The sequence below is a fragment of the Streptomyces sp. NPDC006510 genome, assembly GCF_040611955.1.
Lineage (GTDB): Bacteria > Actinomycetota > Actinomycetes > Streptomycetales > Streptomycetaceae > Streptomyces.
On the sequence record NZ_JBEXPH010000010.1, the window covers coordinates 43768 to 57834 of the forward strand.

15 protein-coding genes and 1 pseudogene are annotated in these 14067 nt (G+C 70.6%); 8 read left to right on the plus strand and 8 right to left on the minus strand.

Features of this window, described 5'->3' with window-relative positions; genetic code table 11:
- Positions 1–200 precede the first annotated feature (200 nt).
- Positions 201–455: pseudogene (locus ABZY11_RS05525) on the minus strand (metallophosphoesterase); the annotation flags it as partial.
- Positions 456–605: 150 nt separating this feature from the next.
- On the opposite strand from ABZY11_RS05525, the gene ABZY11_RS05530 reads away from it, so the two are divergent.
- Positions 606–1043: a GNAT family N-acetyltransferase gene (locus tag ABZY11_RS05530; RefSeq protein WP_356477859.1), complete on the plus strand. Its 438-nt coding sequence runs from the start codon at positions 606–608 to the stop codon at positions 1041–1043.
- Between the two features lie 86 nt (positions 1044–1129).
- On the opposite strand, the gene ABZY11_RS05535 is transcribed toward ABZY11_RS05530, so the two are convergent.
- Positions 1130–1678, minus strand: a complete 549-nt coding sequence (locus ABZY11_RS05535; RefSeq protein ID WP_356477860.1) for a GNAT family N-acetyltransferase — start codon at positions 1676–1678, stop codon at positions 1130–1132.
- 109 nt (positions 1679–1787) lie between these two features.
- Entirely contained in the window at positions 1788–2612 is an 825-nt protein-coding gene (locus ABZY11_RS05540; protein ID WP_356477861.1) for a helix-turn-helix domain-containing protein, read from the minus strand.
- 89 nt (positions 2613–2701) lie between these two features.
- Here ABZY11_RS05540 and ABZY11_RS05545 point away from each other — a divergent pair, with 89 nt between their 5' ends.
- Positions 2702–3274 (plus strand): TIGR03086 family metal-binding protein, encoded by a 573-nt coding sequence (locus ABZY11_RS05545; protein ID WP_356477862.1) that lies wholly within the window; start codon positions 2702–2704, stop codon positions 3272–3274.
- 92 nt (positions 3275–3366) lie between these two features.
- On the opposite strand, the gene ABZY11_RS05550 is transcribed toward ABZY11_RS05545, so the two are convergent.
- The 4 genes from ABZY11_RS05550 to ABZY11_RS05565 form a co-directional block, all read right to left on the minus strand.
- Positions 3367–4512 (minus strand): hypothetical protein, encoded by a 1146-nt coding sequence (locus ABZY11_RS05550; protein WP_356477863.1) that lies wholly within the window; start codon positions 4510–4512, stop codon positions 3367–3369.
- A gap of 88 nt (positions 4513–4600) precedes the next feature.
- Positions 4601–5500: a universal stress protein gene (locus ABZY11_RS05555; RefSeq protein WP_356477864.1), complete on the minus strand. Its 900-nt coding sequence runs from the start codon at positions 5498–5500 to the stop codon at positions 4601–4603.
- A 66-nt stretch (positions 5501–5566) separates the two neighbouring features.
- Positions 5567–6568, minus strand: a complete 1002-nt coding sequence (locus tag ABZY11_RS05560) for a nitroreductase (protein ID WP_356477865.1) — start codon at positions 6566–6568, stop codon at positions 5567–5569.
- A gap of 216 nt (positions 6569–6784) precedes the next feature.
- Positions 6785–7438, minus strand: a complete 654-nt coding sequence (locus ABZY11_RS05565; protein WP_356477866.1) for a TetR/AcrR family transcriptional regulator — start codon at positions 7436–7438, stop codon at positions 6785–6787.
- Positions 7439–7568: 130 nt separating this feature from the next.
- Here ABZY11_RS05565 and ABZY11_RS05570 point away from each other — a divergent pair, with 130 nt between their 5' ends.
- Entirely contained in the window at positions 7569–8126 is a 558-nt protein-coding gene (locus ABZY11_RS05570; RefSeq protein ID WP_356477867.1) for an NAD(P)H-dependent oxidoreductase, read from the plus strand.
- A gap of 93 nt (positions 8127–8219) precedes the next feature.
- On the opposite strand, the gene ABZY11_RS05575 is transcribed toward ABZY11_RS05570, so the two are convergent.
- The gene (locus ABZY11_RS05575; protein WP_356477868.1) at positions 8220–8810 is read right to left on the minus strand and encodes a hypothetical protein; all 591 of its coding nucleotides are present in this window, start codon (positions 8808–8810) and stop codon (positions 8220–8222) included.
- 138 nt (positions 8811–8948) lie between these two features.
- Between ABZY11_RS05575 and hemL the strand changes: the two genes are divergently transcribed.
- The 5 genes from hemL to ABZY11_RS05600 all read left to right on the plus strand — a co-directional run bounded on the left by hemL (position 8949) and on the right by ABZY11_RS05600 (position 14066).
- On the plus strand, positions 8949–10256 hold the full coding sequence (hemL, locus tag ABZY11_RS05580; protein WP_356477869.1) for a glutamate-1-semialdehyde 2,1-aminomutase: 1308 nt from the start codon (positions 8949–8951) through the stop codon (positions 10254–10256).
- Positions 10253–10969, plus strand: a complete 717-nt coding sequence (locus tag ABZY11_RS05585; protein ID WP_356477870.1) for a histidine phosphatase family protein — start codon at positions 10253–10255, stop codon at positions 10967–10969. The genes hemL and ABZY11_RS05585 overlap by 4 nt, the downstream gene beginning before the upstream one ends.
- Positions 10970–11370: 401 nt before the next feature.
- On the plus strand, positions 11371–12621 hold the full coding sequence (locus ABZY11_RS05590; RefSeq protein ID WP_356477871.1) for a hypothetical protein: 1251 nt from the start codon (positions 11371–11373) through the stop codon (positions 12619–12621).
- Between the two features lie 67 nt (positions 12622–12688).
- Positions 12689–13300: a TlpA disulfide reductase family protein gene (locus ABZY11_RS05595; protein ID WP_356477872.1), complete on the plus strand. Its 612-nt coding sequence runs from the start codon at positions 12689–12691 to the stop codon at positions 13298–13300.
- Between the two features lie 43 nt (positions 13301–13343).
- On the plus strand, positions 13344–14066 hold the full coding sequence (locus tag ABZY11_RS05600) for a cytochrome c biogenesis protein CcdA (RefSeq protein ID WP_356477904.1): 723 nt from the start codon (positions 13344–13346) through the stop codon (positions 14064–14066).
- Position 14067: the final 1 nt, after the last annotated feature.

Consider the following 14067-nt stretch of genomic DNA (forward strand, 5'->3'; position numbering starts at 1 on the left):
TGAGGATATGGCTGCGATACGAATAAGCTGTGTGGCGCAGATAAATATCCAGGAGGCGGGGGCGGGCCGTCAAACGTTTTCGAACGTTGCGGGCCGTCGGCCGGGCCCGTGATCCGGTGCGCGGGTCGGCTACGGGTACGGCTGCGGCACAGCCGGTTGACGGGTGCGGTCGGGTGCGCCCCGTCGTCCGGTTCGCCGGCCAGCAGGACCTTGCGGTAGGCGCTCCGGTCGTCGTGGTTGCCGGGGCACGGGAGGGCGGGGGCGGTCAGTCCGGCCAGCAGTCGGGCCGCCTCCGCGTACTCGTCGGGGGCGCCGTGGTCCGCGATGTCGCCGGTGACCAGGACCGCATCCGGCTGTCTGGTCAGTGAGTTGAGGTATGTCACCACTCGGTGGGCCCGGTCCGTGGCCCGGTCGGTGCCGTCGAGATGCAGATCGCTGATGTGTGCCAGCAGCATCGGGTCGCCCCCCGTCACTCGATGAAATCGAAGGTGAAGCCAATGGGTTGCTCGCGCTAATGGGTTATTGGCCTTCAGGCATTAGATCGATGGATGGAGCGGGTGCGCAAGGGGCAGCGCGCAGCTCCTGCCCCGGCCTACAGTTCCGGTATGAAGATCATCGATCTCGAACCCGGCGATGCCCGCCTGGCCGGCGAACTGCTTCCCGTCCTGCGTGAGCTCCGCCCGCACCTCACCGAGGAACTCTTCCGGGAGGTGTACGAGAAGGGGTACGCCCAAGGCCTGCGGTTCAGTGCCGCCTACGACGGCGAGGGCGTCTGCGTGGGGGCGGCCGGGTGGCGCATCATCGACAACACCAGCCAGATCCGGAAGCTGTACGTCGACGATCTGGTGACCGCCGAAGCCGCCCGCTCCACGGGCGTCGGCCATCGGCTCCTCGGGCATCTCGAAGAGCGGGCCAGGCAGGCGGGTTGCCGGTATCTCAACCTGGACTCGGGCACGCACCGCACCGACGCCCACCGCTTCTATCTGCGGGAGCGGATGGACATCGTCGCGTTCAACTTCGACAAGGCCCTCGATCCGGACTGAGCGCGGCCGAGTTCGGGCACCCGGCCGAGACCGGCGTCCTCTGCCGGGAACAGCGTCTCCGCCGAGATCAGCGCCCTCCGCCGAGATCAGCGTTCTCCGTCGAGGTCAGCGTCCTCCCTGAGGTCCAGCCGCCAGTCGTTCGTCAGCAGCGCATGGCCGGGCGGGTACTCGAAGTCGCACTCGCCGATCAGCGTGAAGCCCGCCTTGCGGCACACCGCGTTCGACGCGGCGTTCCCCACGGACGGGTAGGCGTGCAGAAAGCGGTGCTTGCGCTCGGCCCGGGCCTGCCCGGCGACGGCCGTCGTCGCGGCCGTCGCGATGCCCAGTCCCTGGTATTCGGGGAGCACGGCCCACCCCGTCTCGTACACCTCCTGGCCCTGCCAGGTCCGCTCCCAGAAACCGATCGTGCCCACGGCGTCGGCCCCGTCCGACAAGGCGATGCGGAACATCCTGCCCCGGCCCGTGCGGTCCGCGCTCAGGCCCACGTAGCGCCCGTGACGCGCTATGAGCTGGTCCTCCGACTCGGGTCCGCCCAGGTGGTTCATCAGCTCCGGTGCGTTGGCACGGCGGAGCAGCTCCAGGTCGGCGTCCGACCAGGGCTCGATCCGTACGGACGACGAAGGGGTGCGTTCCATACCGGAACTGTAGGACGCAGCACTGACACCGGGGCGGCGAACGGCAATTGGCGGGTTCCGGCGGTGGACGGGCCCCGGGCGGGCGTCAGGGCGGCCGGCGCCAGGGCGATCAGTGCGGGGCGAAGGCCGTCGGGGGTACGCCGACCGTGGCCGTGAAGTCCCGGATCAGGTGGGCCTGGTCGCTGTAGCCGAGCTCCGCCGCGAGTGCCGCCCAGTCCACCTGCGGGTCCGCCTCGGCCCGTTCCAGCGCCTCGTGGATGCGGTAGCGCAGGATGACCCACTTGGGGCCGACGCCGACGTACGCGGCGAAGAGCCGCTGGAGCGAGCGCGACGACAGCCCCTCGATGCGGGCGAGTTCGTCGACCCGGCGCACCGTTCGGTCCGTGCGCACCAGGTCGACCAGGGCCATCGCTCGCTCGGCCTGCGGGTCCGGTTCCGGGCCGAGCGCCAGCAGGTACGTGTCGAGCGCCGCCACCCGCGCGTCCTCGTCCGCCGGGCCCAGGACGTCCGACGGCGGGGCGGGCGGGGTGAACACCTCGTCGGCGGGGAGCCGCCGCCCCGTCCATTCCGAGACCGGCCGGTCCGGCGCGAACGGCCGGAATCCGCCGGGCCGGAACTGCACCCCGCAGACCCGGCCCCGGCCCTCCAGCTTCTGCGTGAAGAGTTCCAGCCCGATGCCCGAGATCTCCGCGAACCCGGCGTCGCCCGTACGGGCCGGCCCGGCATCGCCCTCGTACCGCTGGAAGACCAGGTTCACGGACGGGTGCGGCACCAGGTGGGAGACGTACGGCTCGGTCAGGTCCCAGTCGATGAGCCAGTAGTGCTCCAGGTAGGGCCGCAGTTCGGCGGCGGGTTCGCGGCGGCGGAAACGTACCTGGGTGAAGAACTCAGGGGCGCCGACGATGCCCCGGGTGTCGCGTCGAGGACCGGCCATGGCGGCGATCCTATGGTGCGCGGACCGCCGGTGCGGGCGATGTCGCGTTTCTTCAAGCGCCGGGCCGCCCCGTCGTGCATCGTCGAGGGATGACGAAGATCAGCGAGTTGCTGGAGACGGCTGTCGGACCGGCCGTGACCGTGCTGGAGGGGATCGACGACAACAGCCTCGAAGCCCCCACGCCGTGCGCGGAGTACGACGTACGGGCCCTGATCAACCACCTCTTCCAAGTGATCGTCAACTTCCAGGCCCTGGCGGCCAGGGAGGAGACCGACTTCGGTGAGGCGCCGGACGTCGTCACCGGGGACTGGCGGGCCCGCTTCGGCGAGGAGACGGCAAAGCTGGTGGCGGCCTGGGCCGTGCCCGGCGCGGACGAGGGGACCGCGGGATCCATGGGCCTCCCGGCCAGGACCGTCGGAAACATGGTGCTGGGCGATCTGACCGTCCACGCCTGGGACCTGGCGCGGGCCACCGGCCAGGAGTTCACCCCGGACGAGTCCGTGCTGAGCGAGATCGGCCCAGGGCTGGCGGCGATGGCTCCGATGGCCCGGGAGGCGAAGGTGTTCGGCGAGCCCCACCCCGTGCCGGACGGGGCCGGCCCCTTCGAGGAGGTGCTGGCGCTGACCGGCCGTGATCCCGGCTGGCGGCCGCCCGGCGCCTGACGTCGTCGGCTGCGGGGCGGGTGTCCGGCGCTCCCGGTCCCGCCCCGACCCGCTGCCCCGACCCGGTCCCGGTCCCACCCGGCTCCGGTGGTCTATCGGCTCCACACATGCAGTGCGTCGCCCGCCTCCGACACCGTGTACCAGGTGCCGTCACCGAGTGCCGTGGGCGCTCCGGAAATCGGGAACGGGTACGTGATCCGCGCGATCACCCGCAGCTGCTCCCCGGCCGTGCTCACCAGCCAGTGGCGCTGCTCGCCGTACTCCTCGTCCCGCTCCGACGTACCGGCGATGACGGTCTCCTCGTCCAGGAAGCCGCACTCGTAGTCCCAGAGCGTCTCGTCGGCGTCCCGGTCGTCGGGATCGGCCTCGGGGTGGCGGGGGACGGCGTGCCCGGCGTCGAGTTCGGACAGTACGCAACCGTCGTCGACCCGGTGCACGCCGAGCATCTCCTCGTAATGAGTCACCGTCAGGAAGCGTTCGCCCGAGGGGCTCACCGCCGTCAGAATCCGTTCGTCGTTGCAGAACTGCTCGACGGAGAGCTTCTCGCCGTCCCACCGGCCCCAGCGCAGCGGCACCCCGTCCTGGCCCTCGCCGACGCTCAGCCCCATCCGGGCGGGGTCGGGATGCGGGACATGATGTGAACCGGCCGCCACCGTCTCCGTCTCCGCCCGGCCGAGCACCCGTCCGTCGGCGGCGTCGATGACCAGCCACTCGTCCAGAGCTTCCGGGTCGGGACCGGCCGCGGCGACGGGGCCGCGGATGTGGGCCCACACGAGCGTCCCGTCCGCGGAGAACACGGCCGAGCCGCTGTCCGCGTACAGATGGTTGTGATCGGACGCGTACTCCTCGTACGTGGTGTGCAGCGTGCGGCAACTGCCGTCCCAGCAGCCGTGCCCGACCTCCCAGCGCACCGCCCCCGTCGGGTCCACCGCGCGCACCGCGTGCACCCCGGTGAAGACGGCGAGATCACTGCCCGGAGCCACCGTGCAGGTGCCGAAGCCGCGGGGCCAGGGCGCGGGGAAGCGGACCGGCGCCGCGCCAGGGGTGCCGGGGGCGACGGCGACCAGCTCGGTGTCGCCGCGCTGGACGAGCAGGCGCCGGTCGTCTGCCGGCCGTCCGCCGCCGGACGCGGGCGGTGCGACCGGCCACCACAGGAGGTGCGGGGCGTCTGCCGCGTCCCGCGCACGGTCCAGCGGTGCGGCGAGCGTGGTGACAAGGCGTGCGGCGGCATCGGCCATGGGACGGGCCCTCCCCCTCAGTACGTGAGTGCGTCGACTCGAACGTGAGTGCATCGGTACGAGGAGAACCGTAAGGGGTGTTCCTGGGTCAGCCGTGGTACGTATCCGGGACGACGGCGACCGGGCAGGGCGCGTAATGCAGCACCGCGTGGTTGACCGGGCCCAGTTGGAGTCCGTGCCATCCGCTGCTCCGCCGGGCACCGACGACCAGGAGTTCGGCGTCCTCGGCGGCTTCGATCAGTACTTGGTGCGCCGGCCCCCGCGCGACCGACCGGTGGATGACGGTGCCGGATTCGTCCCCCTCCTGCGGCTGCGGAGCCTTCAGCGCCTTCAGGACCTCTTCGAGGTGTTCCTCGGCCTGCCGACGGTGCGGGGAAGCGGGGGCGCCCGGGAAGGGCGGATGGCTCAGGAGCTCGTGCGCGGGGCGGCGCCAGGCGCGTACGGCGGTGAGCTCGCCGTGGCGCGATGCGGCCTGGGCCAGGGCGAAGACGGCGGCGGCCGACGGGCTGGTGGCGTCGCTGATCCCGACGACGACACGGCCGGGTTCCGCCGGTGTGCGCGGCTGCACCGCCGGAATCACCACGACCGGGCAGTGGGACCGGCCGGCGAGCGCGAGGCCGACGGAGCCCAGGAGCATTCCCGCGATCCGGCCGCGGCCCCGGGAGCCCAGCACGACCAGCGCCGCCTCGTGGCTCTCCCGTACGAGTGCGGCCACCGGGTCCTCGGGCTGTACGTCGGCCACCACGCTCACCTCGGGCCTGAGGTCCTGCGCGCGGTCCCGGGCCGAGGCGACGAGATGCTCGGCGAGGATCTGCTCGGCGGGACGCCCGGTGTCGGCGGTGGGCCGCAGACCCTCGTAGTGCTCCCACAGCGATGCGTGCACGACGCGCAGGGGGCGCCGGGAGCGTGCGGCTTCCGCCGCGGCCCAGTCCAGGGCCCGCAGACTGCCCTCCGATCCGTCCACTCCGACGACTACCGGGAGCCGCATCACTCCCACCGCCTTCTCTGCTCGGTTCTGCCGGCCGGTTTCCTCCGGCGCTTCTTCCGGTCGCTCCTACGGTTCGATCGTCAGTACCCGGTCCAAGGGGCGGCGCGGTGTCCGTGGCCCGGTGGGCCCGTATCCCAGGCGGATGATCATCTGGGGGTGACCGTGGCCGTGGACCGGGTCGCGCAGGATCCAGCGCAGGTCCGGCCATTCGAGGGGCTGGGTCGCGAACGAGGTGGACACCGCGTCCAGCGTCGCGGTCAGCAGGACGCGTTCCAGCGCCTGACCGGCGCGCAGCCAGTCCACCGGGTGGTCGTGCTCGGTGCTCAGCAGGGCCAGCTGGGGCCGGTTCTCGAACAGGACGCGGGTCCGGTCGGCGAGGGCTGCGGTGCCGGTGAAATCGCGGTTGGTCGCTCTCTCGGAGGCATCGCGGGGGCCGAAGGCGTAGTCGGGGATTCCGTCGACCGGCGCGTCGGTCTTCGTGTACCGGACCCAGTGCCGCTGCTCCGCGTCCCGCGCCGGGTCGCCGCGGTCGTATCCCTCGGCGTCCCGGATCAGTTCGAGCACGGTGTCCAGATGGGTCGCGGTCAGGAACGCGAGGTCCGCGCCCTCGGTCCGGGCCGCGCGTACGAGACGTGCGCGGACGTCGTCGGGGACCGCCTGCTCGTCGAACGGGTAGCGGCTGGTGTGCCGGTCCGCGATCGCGGGGTGGAGAGCGCGGAGCGCTTCGTCGGCCTGCCCGCGGGAGGCGTCGGGGCGGCTTTCGAGGCGTACGGCGGCCAGGAACGCCGGATCCGACGGGTTGGGCAGCAGCGTGGTGTCCGCCCCCAGGCCGTGGTGGGCGGCGGACACCCGCAGGTTCAGCAGGGCCGCGCCGCAGCCGATGTGAAGCGCGCGGGTGGAGGGATCGGCCTCCGGCATCGCGCGCTCGAAGTCGGCCCGGAGGGCGAGGGTGCGGCTGCCGCGGCCGTAGCGGAAGAGCCAGGGCTGGGCGTTGTGCATGGACGGTGCGGCGGTGGCGTCGGCGACGAGGCCGGTCACCACCGTGTCGGTGAGCGTCTGGGTGGACATCTGACCCCCGGGGATCGGGAACTGTCGATGTCTCTCCAGCATGTATCAAGTACCGCCATGGCGGTATAGCGGGCGGTATGAGTGTTGATGAGGCTTTAGCGGCAAAGTTTGTATTTCCGGTGATTTCCGGGATCCCGTGAGGTGGGGCCGGGGGCGGGGACGCCCGGTCGGGGTGGATGGCTGTGCCGTGGTGCTCGGCATCGACCTGGGCGGTCCCTAGGCGACGGCCCCGAGGCGGTTGACCAGGTGGTGCCAGGCCTCCTCCAGGCGCTCCAGCGGCATGCCGCGCTCGGTGGTGAGGTGATGGACGAGGGCGGTGTCGACGGAGGCGAGCAGGGTGTGTGCGAGCAGTTCCGGATCGCCGGGTACGTTCGCCTGCCGCAGCAGCATGGCGATGTGGTTGATGCGCAGATGGAGCGCCGGGACGGAGTAGTTGCGCAGCGGGTCGGTCCGGCTGGCCAGGATCAGCGGGTGGTGATCGCGTTCGTGGCGCAGGACGGCGGGCCCGAAGGCATGCAGCCGTTCCGCCGCGGGGGCGTCCGGGCCCAGCGGCGGCGGGCCGGAGAGGAAGGCGGCCTGGAGCTGCCGCTCCCGGTGGTCCAGGAGCGCGAGCAGGAGTCCGGCCCGGTCGCCGAAGCGCCGGAAGACGGTTCCCTTGCCCACCCCCGCCGCAGCGGCCACCGACTCCATGGTCAGGTCCGCCGCCCCGCACCCGGCCAGGAGCCGGGACGCGGCGTCCAGCAGGAGCGTGCGGTTGCGGGCCGCGTCCGCCCGTAGTTGCGGGGGTCCGTCGGTCGGGGCGAGCGGGAGGGGCGTCCGCGCTTCTCCTGGTTCGGGCCTCCTCGGCGGAGGGGTATCGGGGCCGGTCATGGTCTCAGCGTAGCGCCCGGAAAGAATAAGTGGACCGTGGTCCGCTTAGCTGGTACAACTTTAAACGGACCACGGTCCGCTTGATTCGACTTATTCGTTGTACCTGTTTCTCCGCCTCCCGGGAGTTCCCATGTCTGTACGCATCCTCGCGCTCGTTGGCAGCCTCCGCGCCGGCTCGCACAACCGTCAGCTCGCCGAAGCCGCCGCCAAGCACGCCCCGGAGGGGGCCGTGATCGAGCTCTTCGAGGGCCTGGCCGAGGTGCCCTTCTACAACGAGGACATCGACGTCGAGGGCGGCGTCCCGGCCGCTGCCGCCCGGCTGCGTGAGGTGGCGGCCCAGGCCGACGCGTTCCTGCTGTTCTCGCCCGAGTACAACGGCACCATGCCGGCCGTCCTGAAGAACGCCATCGACTGGCTGTCCCGTCCGTACGGTGCCGGCGCCGTCTCCGGCAAGCCGGTCGCCGTGGTCGGCACCGCCTTCGGCCAGTACGGCGGCGTCTGGGCGCAGGACGACGCCCGCAAGTCCGTCGGGATCGCGGGCGCCGTGGTCCTGGAGGACGTCAAGCTGTCCATCCCCGGCTCCCTGACGCGCTTCGCCGACACCCACCCCGCCGACGACACCGAGGTCGTCACCGCGCTCACCGACGTCGTCGGCAAAGTGCGCTCGGCCGCTTCCGTGGCCGCCTGACCCCTTCATGCGGGACGACTGCGGCGCGGCATCCTCGCCCGAGGACGCCGCGCCGCAGCCGTGTGCCGGGGCCCCCGGGCCAGGGCCGGACGGTCAGGGCCAGACCAGGCAGTACGCCTGATGCCCCGCGTCGTGCAGCCGGTGCGAGAAGTCCTGCCACTCGTGCAGGAGCTGGTAGACGTTGAACGCGTCGCGCGGGCCCCCGCGGTCCGGGACCGTGGACCAGATGAACGCCGCGGCCCCCACCGACTCCTCGCCGACGCCGCGCAGCGGGTCGACGACCGTCATCGGAAGCTTGACCACCGCGTAGTCGGGGTGCAGCACGACCAGTTCGAGCGGGGGGACCCTGTGCAGGGGTACGCCCTGTATTCCGGTGAGGACCATCGCCGCCACCGTCTCCGGCTTGATCTTGGTGAACATGCCGCCCGTGCCCAGCTCGTCGCCGCCGAGCTCCTCGGGGCGCATCGAAATGGGCACGCGTGCCGCGGTGGCCCCGTCGGGGGCACCGAAGTACTTGTAGGTCACCCCCACCCGGCCACCACTCCTGCTTCCGGCTCCGCCACCTTGCGCCCCACCGGCCTGTATGCCTTGCTCGCGCTCCGCCTCACGCCGGTGCCGACCCCGCCGGGCAGGCTCGGGCCCCAGATCGTCGGTCCCTTCGCCCACTCCGCCACCGCGATGCATATCTCATCCACCCGACTACTACTTAGGAGACACAGCCCCCGCCGCGCAACCCGATCATCGTGTCAGTGACCTCCCCCACGGGCGTGCGGTGAAACACCTGTCCGCAAGACCGTCCGTGGCTCTGACACCATGGCTTGTGTGAGCTTTCCCTATGACGCCCCAGTTTCGCAGACGCTTTTCGACCGCGCGTCCCTCGTGACGCCCGGCGGCGTGAACTCCCCCGTCCGTGCCTTCCGGGCCGTGGGCGGTACGCCCCGCTTCATGGTGTCCGGCAGCGGTCCGTACCTCACGGACGCCGACGGCCGTGAGTACGTCGACCTCGTGTGCTCGTGGGGGCCGATGATCCTCGGCCACTCCCACCCGGAGGTCATCGCCGCAGTCCAGGAGGCTGTCGCCCGCGGCACCTCGTTCGGTACGCCCGGTGAGGGCGAGGTCGCGCTCGCCGAGGAGATCGTGGCCCGGGTCGAGCCCGTGGAACAGGTGCGACTGGTGTCCTCCGGCACCGAGGCGACCATGTCCGCGATCCGGCTCGCCCGCGGGTTCACCGGCCGGGCCAAGGTGGTGAAGTTCGCCGGCTGCTACCACGGCCACGTCGACGCGCTGCTCGCCGCCGCCGGTTCCGGGGTCGCGACCTTCGGCCTTCCGGACACCCCGGGGGTCACCGGTGCGCAGGCCGGCGACACGATCGTGCTGCCGTACAACGATCTGGACGCCGTCCGCGAGGCGTTCGCCGCGCACCCCGGCGAGATCGCCTGTGTGATCACCGAGGCGTCGCCGGGCAACATGGGCGTCGTGCCGCCGCTGGACGGTTTCAACGCCGGGCTCAAGGAGCTCTGCGCCGCCAACGGTGCGCTCTACATCTCCGACGAGGTCATGACCGGGTTCCGTACGTCGAAGGCCGGCTGGTTCGGTGTCGACGGGGTGCGGCCCGACCTGATGACCTTCGGCAAGGTCATGGGCGGCGGCTTCCCGGCCGCGGCCTTCGGCGGGCGGGCGGACGTGATGGCGCACCTCGCCCCGGCCGGCCCCGTCTACCAGGCGGGCACCCTCTCCGGGAACCCCATCGCCACCGCCGCCGGTCTCGCCCAGCTGCGGCTGCTGGACGACGCGGCGTACGCCAAGGTGGACGCGGTCTCCGCGGAGATCCGCGGTCTGGTCAGCGAGGCGCTGGCCAAGGAGGGCGTGGCGCACACCGTGCAGGCGGCGAGCAACATGTTCTCCGTCTTCTTCACCGACCGGCCGGTGCGGAACTACGAGGACGCCAAGCGGCAGGAAGCTTTCCGCTTCACCGCCTTCTTCCACTCGCTGCTGTCGCAGGGCGTCTACCTCCCGCCGTCGGCCTTCGAGTCCTGGTTCGTCTCCACCGCCCACGACACACAGGCCGTCGAGCGCATCGCCGCCGCACTGCCCGCCGCCGCCCGTGCCGCTTCGGAGGCCATCGCATGAGCGAGAACGGAAGCCGCGAGGACGACGGAAGCCGCAAGGACAAGGACATCACCGTCGTCCATCTGATGCGGCACGGAGAGGTGCACAACCCGGAGGGCGTGCTCTACGGGCGCCGCCCCGGCTACCACCTCTCCGAGCTCGGCCGGCAGATGGCCGACCGGGTCGCCGAGCACCTGGCGGGCCGTGACATCACCCATGTCGTCGCCTCCCCGCTGGAGCGCGCCCAGGAGACGGCCACACCGATCGCCAAGACGCACGGCCTGGACCTGGCCACCGACGAGCGGCTCATCGAGGCGGCCAACGTCTTCGAGGGCAAGACCTTCGGCGTCGGTGACGGCGCGCTGCGCAAGCCGGACAACTGGAGGCACCTGACGAACCCGTTCCGGCCGTCGTGGGGCGAGCCGTACATCGAGCAGGTCGTCCGGATGATGGGCGCGCTGGACGCCGCGCGCGACGCGGCGCGCGGTCACGAGGCGGTGTGCGTCAGCCACCAGCTGCCGATCTGGATCGTGCGGAGCTTCGTCGAGCGGCGGCGGCTGTGGCACGACCCGCGCAAGCGGCAGTGCATCCTCGCCTCGCTGACGAGCTTCACGTACCAGGGCGACAAGATCGTGTCGGTCGGGTACACGGAGCCGGCCCGGGACCTGGTGCCGGCGCATCTGCGGGCCGGGGCGAAGCCGGTGAAGGGGAAGTCGAAGGCGTTCGGCGCGTAGTCGGCCCACGGGGCCGGCGGAGGCGGGGCGGGGTGCGGGGGCCCCGGGCCCGGTCCGTCGGGGTTCCTGGTTGCCGGGTGCCGGTTTGTCCCTGGTCGATGTTTTGTCCTCAATCGCCGGACGGGCTTGATTTTTTCGCCCGTCCGGCGATTCTTCACCCGCGCGGTGATTTTTCGCCTGCCCGGTGATTGGTCGCCCGTCCGGCGATTGCTGTCTTCGGTGGTGGTTGAGCGCTGCTCCCACCTCGTGCCACCTGCTAGGTCATGTGTTCGGGAACGGCTGGGGGTCTGGTCCCTCAAAGAATTATGTGTTAATCGGCGGAACCCCCGTGTTGATTCCACCATCTAAGCCTTCGCCAGTTTGTATGGACTTAAGGCAAAACGACCGCAGATGGGGTACTAATGCGCGACATCAGCCGAAGGGGTCTGCTCGGAGCCGGGCTTGGGGCCGCCGCCGCCGTCGGAGTGGCGGGCTGCGGCGTCTTCGGCTCCTCCGGTACGGACCGGTCGGGGGCCACGGGGGAGAAAGGGGCCGACGGAAGCACCCGGGAGGCCGGGCCCGGGAAGAAGGACGTCCGGAAGATCGGGGACGGTTCCACCGCGGACACCGGAAAGCAGCCGCACCAGCCCGCCAAGCCGGTTCCGCTGGAGCCCGGGCAGACGCCGCCGCAGTTCGTGATCTTCTCCTGGGACGGGGCGGGCGAGGTCGGCAACGGACTCTTCCCGCGCTTTCTGGAACTCGCCAAGGATCATGACGCGGCGATGACCTTCTTCCTGTCCGGGATCTATCTGCTGCCCGAGTCGAAGAAGTCCATGTACCGGCCGCCCAACAACCCGGTCGGCGCTTCCGACATCGGTTATCTCACCGACGGTCACATCAAGGAGACGCTGAAGAACGTCCGTCAGGCATGGCTCGACGGGCACGAGATCGGAACCCACTTCAACGGGCATTTCTGCAGCGGTTCCGGCTCGGTCGCGAACTGGTCGTCCGCGCAGTGGCGCAACGAAATCGATCAGGCGGTCTCCTTCGTCACCGAATGGCGCACGAACACCGGCTGGACCGACCTCGATCCGCTGCCTTTCGACTACCGCAAGGAACTGATCGGCGGTCGCGCCCCCTGTCTGCTCGGCCAGGAAAATCTGCTGCCCACGGCGAGCAGGCTCGGCTGGCGCTACGACGCCAGCTCGCCGGGTGGCACCCAGGTCTGGCCCAAGAAGCGGGAGGGTGTCTGGGATCTGCCGCTCCAGGCCATGCCGTTCCCGGGGCACACCTTCGAAGTCCTCTCGATGGACTACAACATCCTCGCCAACCAGTCGCTGAATTCGACCAAGGGCATGCCCTCGCGCTATCCCGAATGGCGCGAGCAGGCCACCCAGTCGTATCTCGCCGGTTTCAACCGCGCGTACTCGACGAATCGCGCGCCCTTCTACATCGGAAACCACTTCGAGGAGTGGAACGGCGGCATCTACATGGACGCCGTCGAGGCGGTGATCAAGAAAATCGCGGGGAAGCCGGATGTGCGCCTCGTCTCCTTCCGGCAGTTCGTCGACTGGCTCGACGTCCAGACTCCGGCCGTGCTCGACAAGCTCCGCACACTGGAGGTCGGACAGTCACCCGAAGGCGGCTGGAACACCTTCTTTAAACAGGCCTGACAACGGGCTTTACGGGCACCGAGGGGGGTGCCCGAGATCGCCGAAACCGCCATGCGAAACTTTTCACATGAGCTATGGCCGCGCACCCCGACGCCGCTTCACCCTGCTCGCCGCCCCCGCTGCGGCCGTCGCACTCGCCCTCACGCTGACCGCGTGCGGCGGGGACGGCAACAAGGCCGGAGGCGGCGGCAACACGAACTTCGTCACGGGCAGTGGCGGCATCTCCACCGTGGCGAAGGGCGACCGCAAGGCCGCCCCGAAGCTGGACGGCGAGACCCTCGACGGCAAGAAGCTCGACGTCGCCGACTACAAGGGCAAGGTCGTCGTGCTGAACATGTGGGGCTCGTGGTGCGGGCCCTGCCGTCTTGAGGCCCAGTACTTCTCGCGAGTGGCGAAGGAGACGAAGGACAAGGGCGTCCAGTTCGTCGGGATCAACACCCGGGACGCCAAGAAGGGCCCCGCGGTGAGTTTCGAGAAGGACTACGGCGTCCCCTACCCGAGCCTCTTCGACCCGACCGGCAAGCTCATGCTCCGCTTCCCCAAGGGCACGCTGCGTCCGCAGGCCATTCCGTCGACCGTGGTGCTGGACCGGGACGGGAAGATCGCCGCCCGTTCCCTGACCGCGCTCGACTCCGAGAAGCTGCACAAGATGATCGACCCGCTGATCGCGGAGAAGTGATCAGGTGATCGCCCTCGCCGTCGCCGGCCAGAACGAGACCGTCATGAGCGGGGCCCTGCTGGTCGCCCTGCCCATCGCCGTACTCGCCGGGCTCGTCTCGTTCTTCTCGCCGTGCGTCCTGCCGCTCGTCCCTGGTTACCTCAGTTACGTCACCGGGGTCAGCGGCACGGACCTGGCGCAGGCCCGGCGCGGGCGGATGGTCGCGGGCGCCTCGCTCTTCGTGCTCGGCTTCACCGCCGTGTTCGTCTCCGGCGGCGCGCTCTTCGGCTTCTTCGGCCAGACCCTCCAGGAGCAGAGCGGGTTCCTCACCAAGGTGCTCGGCGTGCTGATGATCCTGATGGGGATCTTCTTCATGGGCCTGATGCCCTGGATGACGCAGCGTGAGTTCCGTATCCACAAGAGGCCGGTGACCGGGCTGGCGGGCGCACCGCTGCTCGGCGCCCTCTTCGGGATCGGCTGGACCCCGTGCCTCGGCCCGACGCTCAGTTCGGTGAGCATGCTCGCCATGGAGCAGGGCACCGCCGGACGTGGGGCGATACTGACCGTCGCGTACTGCCTCGGGCTCGGCGTCCCCTTCGTGCTCGCCGCCGTCGCCTTCCGCAAGGCGCTCGGCGCGTTCGGCTGGGTCAAGCGGCACTACGCCTGGGTCATGCGCATCGGCGGCGTCATGATGATCGTGACCGGTCTCCTCCTGCTGACCGGCGCGTGGGGCACGATGATGCAGCAATTGCAGGGCTGGTCCGACGGCTTCACGGTGGGGATCTGAG

Coding starts and splice junctions, on each gene's coding strand:
- ABZY11_RS05585 (WP_356477870.1), top strand. CDS start 10,253: ATGAGCGAGAACGGAAGCCGCGAGGACGACGGAAGCCGCAAGGACAAG.
- ABZY11_RS05575 (WP_356477868.1), bottom strand. CDS start 8,810: ATGCATCGCGGTGGCGGAGTGGGCGAAGGGACCGACGATCTGGGGCCC.
- ABZY11_RS05590 (WP_356477871.1), top strand. CDS start 11,371: ATGCGCGACATCAGCCGAAGGGGTCTGCTCGGAGCCGGGCTTGGGGCC.
- ABZY11_RS05570 (WP_356477867.1), top strand. CDS start 7,569: ATGTCTGTACGCATCCTCGCGCTCGTTGGCAGCCTCCGCGCCGGCTCG.
- ABZY11_RS05530 (WP_356477859.1), top strand. CDS start 606: ATGAAGATCATCGATCTCGAACCCGGCGATGCCCGCCTGGCCGGCGAA.
- ABZY11_RS05595 (WP_356477872.1), top strand. CDS start 12,689: ATGAGCTATGGCCGCGCACCCCGACGCCGCTTCACCCTGCTCGCCGCC.
- ABZY11_RS05545 (WP_356477862.1), top strand. CDS start 2,702: ATGACGAAGATCAGCGAGTTGCTGGAGACGGCTGTCGGACCGGCCGTG.
- ABZY11_RS05560 (WP_356477865.1), bottom strand. CDS start 6,568: ATGTCCACCCAGACGCTCACCGACACGGTGGTGACCGGCCTCGTCGCC.
- ABZY11_RS05535 (WP_356477860.1), bottom strand. CDS start 1,678: ATGGAACGCACCCCTTCGTCGTCCGTACGGATCGAGCCCTGGTCGGAC.
- ABZY11_RS05550 (WP_356477863.1), bottom strand. CDS start 4,512: ATGGCCGATGCCGCCGCACGCCTTGTCACCACGCTCGCCGCACCGCTG.
- ABZY11_RS05555 (WP_356477864.1), bottom strand. CDS start 5,500: ATGCGGCTCCCGGTAGTCGTCGGAGTGGACGGATCGGAGGGCAGTCTG.
- ABZY11_RS05565 (WP_356477866.1), bottom strand. CDS start 7,438: ATGACCGGCCCCGATACCCCTCCGCCGAGGAGGCCCGAACCAGGAGAA.
- ABZY11_RS05540 (WP_356477861.1), bottom strand. CDS start 2,612: ATGGCCGGTCCTCGACGCGACACCCGGGGCATCGTCGGCGCCCCTGAG.
- ABZY11_RS05600 (WP_356477904.1), top strand. CDS start 13,344: ATGAGCGGGGCCCTGCTGGTCGCCCTGCCCATCGCCGTACTCGCCGGG.